Here is a 6,802-nt window from a genome sequence, read left to right as displayed (position 1 = left end):
GTTTTTAGGGAAGATTACAATTTAAGTGTTGCAAACGTAATTCCTCCAATAGAAATTTGTGATGAGGATTTAAGCAATCATGAAGAAATTGTTTTATCCGATTATGTTGATGACTTGGTTACAAATCTTGAAGGCTCACCGACATATTACTTAAATGAAATTGATGCTAAAAATAAAAAAAATAATATCAACACAACACAAATTATAAATTCAGATCAAACATTTTGGGTAAGATTTAAACAAAATGGATTATGCGAAAACGTTGCTCCATTGCATTTTATTTTCAAACAATCTGGAAAATCATCAACTCTAAAAGATATTACAATTTGCAAAGGAACAAAGACTACTTTAGACGCAGGTCCAGGATTTAAAACTTACGAATGGTTACATAATGGCGACAAAAATCAATCAATTACAAATGTTCCTGTTGGAACTTATTATGTGAAATTAGGATTGAATGGTTGTTTTTATACACAAGAAGTAAAAGTTATTGAAGCCGAAGATCCAACTATTCAATCTATCGAAATTCAAGGTTCTACGGTGACCATAAAAGTCACTGGATCTACGCCTCCATATCTGTATTCATTGGATAATGGCACTTTTCAATCTTCCAATATCTTCACAAATGTAACTTTAGGAACTCATACAATTTCTGTGAAATCTGCGGCTAATTGTTCGCCTATTTTGAAAGAATTTTCGCTGATTAAACTAATCAATTTTATTTCTCCAAATGGTGATGGTAAAAATGATGTGTTGGATTATTCGCAATTAAGAAGTAAAATCAATCCGAAATTTGTCATTTATAATCGAAAAGGAAAATTATTATTTACAGGTTCGGAAGCAAACAATTATACATGGGATGGAAAATTGAATGGAAAAGCGCTACCTTCCGATAGTTATTGGTATATTATCGAATGGACTGAACCAAATTCAACTCAAACTCAAAAATTTGAAGATTGGATTTTATTAAAAAGTACTTATTAATGAATAATTGGATAAATTTTCCTAAAAAGGATTTGATGCTCGAAATTTATTTTTCTGAACAAAATATGGAGGACAAAACTTTATTATTTTGGAATCAAATTAAAATTTCTCCTGAAATATGGAAATGTGATGATGTTATTGAGGATAATTTTTGGGTAGTTGCTGTATACGAAAATTATTTGATTTGGTACAATGATATTGAAGAAGGTTTTAATGTTTCGAGATTCAAAATTAAAGGTGAAATAGTAGAATATAACGCTTCTAAAGATGAATTAAATTTCGCAATTAAAGCACTTAAAAATAAAATCGAATCTATTTAAAACAAAAAACCAGAAGATTAACTTCTGGTTTTTTTGTGATATATAATTTCAAATGATTAGCTCATTGATTTTTCGAAACGCTTACGATCTACTTCTTTTAAGTGAATTTTACGTAAACGGATGAAATTTGGAGTTACCTCGATACATTCATCAGCTTGGATATATTCCATACATTCTTCCAAAGTCATTTCTGTTTTTGGAGCGATAGAAGATGAATCATCTTTACCAGCTGCACGGATATTGTTCAATTTTTTAGCTTCAACAACATTTACTACTAAATCATTGTTACGAGAATGCTCTCCGATAATCATTCCTTCGTAAACTTCTTCACCTGGCTCGATAAAGAATTTTCCACGATCTTGTAATTTATCAATAGAATAAGGAGTTGATGTACCTTGATCTTTTGAAATAATTACACCTGCAGAACGACCAGCGATTGCTCCTTTGAATGGTTTATATTCTAAGAAAGTGTGTGCCATTACAGCTTCACCAGCAGTAGAAGTTAACATTTGAGAACGTAATCCGATTAATCCACGAGATGGAATTTCGAATTCTAAGTGTTGCATTCCTTCTTTCGCCTCCATAACTAATAAATCACCCTTACGTTGAGTTACTAAGTCGATTGCTTTAGAAGAATAATCATCTGGAACATCAATTACTAATGTTTCATATGGTTCACATTTTACACCATCAATATCTTTTAAGATTACTTGTGGCTGCCCAACTGTTAACTCATAACCTTCGCGACGCATCGTTTCGATTAATACAGATAAGTGCATGATACCACGTCCGTAAACTAATTGTGTATTAGAATCTTCTGTTGGCTCTACACGTAAAGCTAAGTTACGCTCTAACTCATCTTCTAAACGCTCTACTAAGTGACGAGAAGTAACAAATTTACCATCTTTACCAAAGAATGGAGAGTTGTTAATTCCGAAAGACATATTCATTGTAGGCTCGTCGATATGCATAACTGGTAATGCTTCTGGATTTTCTGGATCTGCAATTGTATCTCCAATTTGGAAACCATCGATACCAACAACAGCACAAATATCACCCGCTTTTACCTCAGTAGCTTTTACTTTACCTAAACCAGCAAATGTATATAATTCTTTGATTTTATGTTTTTTGAACGTTCCATCAGGTTTTGTTAAAGCAACCCAATCCCCTTCTTTAATAACACCACGGCTTACTTTACCAACTGCAATACGTCCTAAGAATTTAGAATAATCTAAAGATGTAATTTGCATTTGTAAAGAACCTTCGTAAGCTTCTGGAGCAGGAACATGTTCAAGAATACCATCCATTAATGGAGAAATATCGTCTACACGTACATTTTCTGTATTGAACCATCCTTGTTTAGATGAACCATAGAATGCTGGAAACTCCAATTGCTCTTCTGTTGCATCTAAGTTGAAGAATAATTCGAATACTTTATCGTAAACTTCATCAGGACGACAGTTTTCTTTATCAACTTTGTTAATTACTACTAAAGGTTTTAAACCTAATTCTAATGCTTTTCCTAATACGAAACGAGTTTGAGGCATTGGTCCTTCAAAAGCATCTACTAATAAGATAACACCATCAGCCATTTTCAACACACGCTCAACTTCACCACCAAAATCGGCGTGGCCAGGAGTGTCGATAACATTGATTTTTACACCTTTATACTCTACCGAAGCATTTTTAGAGAAGATCGTAATCCCTCTTTCGCGTTCGATATCATTGTTATCCATGATTAATTCACCTGAATCTTGGTTTTCTCTGAAAACGTTTGTTGAGTGAAGAATTTTATCAACCAAAGTAGTTTTACCGTGGTCAACGTGTGCGATAATCGCAATATTTCTAATGTTTTGCATCCTTGAAATTTATGGGTGCGAATTTACGATAAATTATTTTTAATTACTATAGATTTTATTTAATTTAATGAAATCGCAACAAACGCATGTTATTTATCTTTTTTTATTACCAAAAGGGTTGTATGATATGCCAAAGTTGAAATAGAAAGATGACTTTGGTTTATACTCGTATATATAGTCATTAAATGATTCATTTTTTTCAAATATTCTTCCAGTAGGAATGCTACGTAGCCCTGTTTTTACAGTACCAATAAAATCACCAATTCTATGTTCATACATTACACCACTATTAATTTCTGTTTGTCTAAATTCAAATGTTTTATTCGATTGGTCAAAATAGAATGATGTAACATCCATTTCACTACCAAGAGAAAATCGACCATTATTAAATACATTTTTTTTCATCATTACTCTTTTTGGGAGTATGATATCGGCTATCCAACCATTTTTAAATTTATGCTCATAAGAAATAATTGGAAATGTAGGTACTTGCGAACTTGGGTCTATAATTACAGCTAAACCTAAAAGTAATTTAGTTCTTTCGTTTGCTGTAATCATTATACTACCTGTTAGTAAACCACGGAATCTTTCAAAACTATTTTCGTTTCCATCAACTGATGCAGTAGCAGAATAAATAGCTGTTTTTTTCCATAATTTAGAAATATGACTTGCAGTTACGGCTTCTGAATGATAATGAAAGTTTTGTTTCGTTTCGTTCATAGTAGAACTAAGGTTATCTATATTTGCTGTAGTGTACTTATAATTAAGTGCTGTAGATATTGTCCATTTTTCTTTTTTGAAAAAATACAAATTAGCATTTGCCTTTATTTGTTGAAAGTTTTTCACTTTACTTTCTGGTAAATTAAAGTTGCTATCCTCTAACTTTTGAGAAAATTTATAAGGTGTAAGATTTGTATATTCTACATTAAGTACACGAGTAAAGGGGAATTTATCTGCAACAAAAGCGACAGCTCTTTTTTGAACACTATCCTTTTTTTGAGCGAATGATAAAGTTGAAAGTAAAAGCAATAAACATGTAATTGCTTTTTGTTTTATTGAATACATTAATTTTTATTTGATTTCGTGAATACTCGATTGAAAAAAATTGAAGACAAATACTTTGTCATAAATCTTACTGATATTGTGTTCTTCTATCGTTTTTAAAATTGACTTTAAAGTTGTATCTAACTTGTCATTTACAAGAACAAACCAAGATTCTTTGTTTCTATTTATAGAAATTGTTTCGTTATTTCTAAGATTAGAAATATCCATTAATTTCACTTCTTTAATAATTTCATTTTTTTCAATAATACAAAAATCATGATGTATACAATCTACAATTTCTAATGTCGGATCGTAGCATTGAATAAAACGATTAAGATCTGTTATTTGAATAATTTTATCTTCTTTTTCTGTTGCAGAAAAATCTAGAAGATTTAATTTATTTACCCAATGATTAAAATTTTTCACACTCATACTTATTTATATTTTGTAAAATGAATGGCTAAGAAAAGTATAAAAAAATGGTTTTAATAGTTTTTTATACCAACACTAGATTTTTTTATACCAACCAGAAAAAAAAAGAAGAAGTATAATAAAAACAATGGTTTGTATAAACTTTAATAATGGAATAGATTTATCAATTACCTTTGTTATAGATAAGATTTTTTATAAAAATGAATTCATTGTTACCTCAATCAAAAAATCAAAAAATTATAAATTTTCTAGTAGATAAAAAGTTTAGATTTTCTCGTCATTTGCTTTTTATTGCTGGATTTTTATTAGTGATATACAGTTCTGCATTTGTATCTAATTATTATGGTATCTATAGATATTATGTTATTCTTTTACTGTTTGTCGTATTTGTATTAAAAACATACATCAATATTTATATATTGGTTCCAAAGTTTTTTTTTAAAGGTTACTATATTTTATATCTATTACTATTAACAATTTTAGTTTATGTGGGTATAAATATTATTGGTCAATCATTAGATGTGTTTTTTGGAAAGTATAGAATAGCAAGTCCTAGACAATTTGGTGAAAATATAAGAAGAGGTTATGAAGGGCTTATAGTTGTTGTGCCAATTATTATGATGACTACAACATTAAAGCTTTTTCAGAAATGGATTGAAGATAGTAGGCAAATATCTGAATTAAAAAATTTGACATTTTCAATGGAGATAAATGAATTGAAAAATCAAATTAATCCTCACTTCTTATTTAATATGTTGAATAATGTGAAAGCATTAATTAGAAAAGATCCAGAAATAGCAACTGTAGTTATCATGAAGCTTTCAGATTTTTTACGTTATCAGCTATATGAGAATAATGAAGAAAAAACACCTGTTTCGTCAGAAATAAAATTCCTTACCAATTTTTTAGAATTAGAAAAAATTCGTCAAGAGAGTTTAAATGTAAGTATAGAAAGTGAAGCTAATAATAGTTTATTAAATACAACTTATATTCCACCCAATTTATTTACCACATTTGTTGAAAATGCAATTAAGCATAGTGTAAATTTAAATGATGAGTCAACTTATATAAAAATTGAAATTGCGATAAGTAATGATCAATTACATTTTGTTTGTAAAAATTCAATAGATCCAAATTATATAATTCCAAATAATAAATTTAAAGGCTTAGGACTTCCTAATATCACCAGAAGGTTAGAACTTTTATATGAAAAAACGTATTCTTTAAAAATTAATGCGACAAATGAAGAGTATTGTGTAAACCTAATAATTCCGATATGAATTGTATTATAATTGATGATGAACCTTTGGCAAGAGAAGAAATGGAATTGCTAATTAAAGAAGTTTCCGAATTAGAAATTATTGGAAAATTTTCTAATGCAATGTTAGCATCAAAATTTCTAGAAACAACAGTGCCAGCTATTATCTTTCTTGATATTGAAATGCCTTTTGTAAATGGATTAGAGTTTGCAAAGAGTATCCCTAAAAATAGCCTAATAATTTTTACGACGGCTTATTCTCAGTATGCAATAGATGGTTATGAGTTAGATGCGATAGATTACTTGTTAAAACCAATAGATAAAAACCGTTTAGCGAAGGCTGTGACGAAAGCTGTGTTTTATCATCATCTTCTTTTTAATAAAGTGGAGGAAAATACAATAGAAGAAAATGACGATAATTATTTATTTATAAAAGCAGATCGTAAGCAATATAAAATAAGCTTTGCTGAAATTTTATTTATTGAAGGTTTAAAAGATTATGTTGTACTTCATACTAAAACGAAGAAATTAATAACAGCAATGAATTTAAAAACAATTCATCAAAAAATAAATGCAGATCATTTTATACGTGTTAGTAAATCGTATATCGTAAATACACAACATATTAATTCTTTTGATAATCATACAATTTATATTAAAGAATTTGAAATACCAATGGGGGAGACGTATCGTTCAGATTTTATGCTAAAATATTCGATAGGAATATTAGATTAAAGTTTCTAAAAAAGAATAAAATAAAAAAAGCCAAACATTTCTGTTTGGCTTCTTGTGACCTGGCTGGGGCTCGAACCCAGGACCCCAACATTAAAAGTGTTGTGCTCTACCAACTGAGCTACCAGGTCTCCGTTTTGGAGTTGTTATTGTTTTAGACTTCTCAATAACTA

General features: G+C 29.4%; 7 protein-coding genes and 1 tRNA gene. 4 read left to right on the top strand and 4 right to left on the bottom strand.

Annotated features, from left to right (window positions below):
• On the top strand, positions 1-984 hold a 984-nt coding region (locus tag B3I31_RS01420; RefSeq protein ID WP_291087403.1), incomplete at its 5' end, for a T9SS type B sorting domain-containing protein.
• Entirely contained in the window at positions 984-1,304 is a 321-nt protein-coding gene (locus tag B3I31_RS01415) for a hypothetical protein (protein ID WP_125348788.1), read from the top strand. The genes B3I31_RS01420 and B3I31_RS01415, both read left to right, overlap by 1 nt.
• A 56-nt stretch (positions 1,305-1,360) precedes the next feature.
• Here B3I31_RS01415 and typA read toward each other — a convergent pair whose 3' ends face one another.
• From typA to B3I31_RS01400, 3 genes are all read right to left on the bottom strand, one after another.
• Positions 1,361-3,163: a translational GTPase TypA gene (typA, locus tag B3I31_RS01410; protein ID WP_291058951.1), complete on the bottom strand. Its 1,803-nt coding sequence runs from the start codon at positions 3,161-3,163 to the stop codon at positions 1,361-1,363.
• Between the two features lie 93 nt (positions 3,164-3,256).
• Complete coding sequence (locus B3I31_RS01405) at positions 3,257-4,228, bottom strand: DUF6268 family outer membrane beta-barrel protein (protein ID WP_115001382.1); 972 nt, start codon at positions 4,226-4,228, stop codon at positions 3,257-3,259.
• Positions 4,229-4,234: 6 nt separating this feature from the next.
• Positions 4,235-4,639 carry a hypothetical protein gene (locus tag B3I31_RS01400; protein ID WP_115001384.1) on the bottom strand — a complete coding sequence of 135 codons (405 nt, stop codon included), beginning with the start codon at positions 4,637-4,639 and terminating at the stop codon, positions 4,235-4,237.
• A gap of 200 nt (positions 4,640-4,839) precedes the next feature.
• Between B3I31_RS01400 and B3I31_RS01395 the strand changes: the two genes are divergently transcribed.
• Together B3I31_RS01395 and B3I31_RS01390 are read left to right on the top strand one after the other, a co-directional pair.
• Positions 4,840-5,919: a sensor histidine kinase gene (locus B3I31_RS01395; RefSeq protein WP_291058948.1), complete on the top strand. Its 1,080-nt coding sequence runs from the start codon at positions 4,840-4,842 to the stop codon at positions 5,917-5,919.
• Positions 5,916-6,632, top strand: a complete 717-nt coding sequence (locus B3I31_RS01390; protein WP_115001388.1) for a LytR/AlgR family response regulator transcription factor — start codon at positions 5,916-5,918, stop codon at positions 6,630-6,632. The genes B3I31_RS01395 and B3I31_RS01390 overlap by 4 nt, the downstream gene beginning before the upstream one ends.
• Positions 6,633-6,687: 55 nt before the next feature.
• On the opposite strand, the gene B3I31_RS01385 is transcribed toward B3I31_RS01390, so the two are convergent.
• Positions 6,688-6,760, bottom strand: a tRNA-Lys gene (locus B3I31_RS01385).
• Positions 6,761-6,802 lie beyond the last annotated feature (42 nt).

The sequence above is a fragment of the Empedobacter sp. UBA3475 genome (assembly GCF_002378465.1).
GTDB classification, from domain to species: domain Bacteria; phylum Bacteroidota; class Bacteroidia; order Flavobacteriales; family Weeksellaceae; genus Empedobacter; species Empedobacter falsenii_B.
Note: the sequence above shows the minus strand (reverse complement) of the source record. Positions and strands in the feature narration are given on the sequence as shown.

Bases quoted from the DNA above. Each gene is read 5' to 3' on its own strand.
- B3I31_RS01415 (WP_125348788.1), top strand. From the start codon at position 984: ATGAATAATTGGATAAATTTTCCTAAAAAGGATTTGATGCTCGAAATT.
- typA (WP_291058951.1), bottom strand. From the start codon at position 3,163: ATGCAAAACATTAGAAATATTGCGATTATCGCACACGTTGACCACGGT.
- B3I31_RS01405 (WP_115001382.1), bottom strand. From the start codon at position 4,228: ATGTATTCAATAAAACAAAAAGCAATTACATGTTTATTGCTTTTACTT.
- B3I31_RS01400 (WP_115001384.1), bottom strand. From the start codon at position 4,639: ATGAGTGTGAAAAATTTTAATCATTGGGTAAATAAATTAAATCTTCTA.
- B3I31_RS01395 (WP_291058948.1), top strand. From the start codon at position 4,840: ATGAATTCATTGTTACCTCAATCAAAAAATCAAAAAATTATAAATTTT.
- B3I31_RS01390 (WP_115001388.1), top strand. From the start codon at position 5,916: ATGAATTGTATTATAATTGATGATGAACCTTTGGCAAGAGAAGAAATG.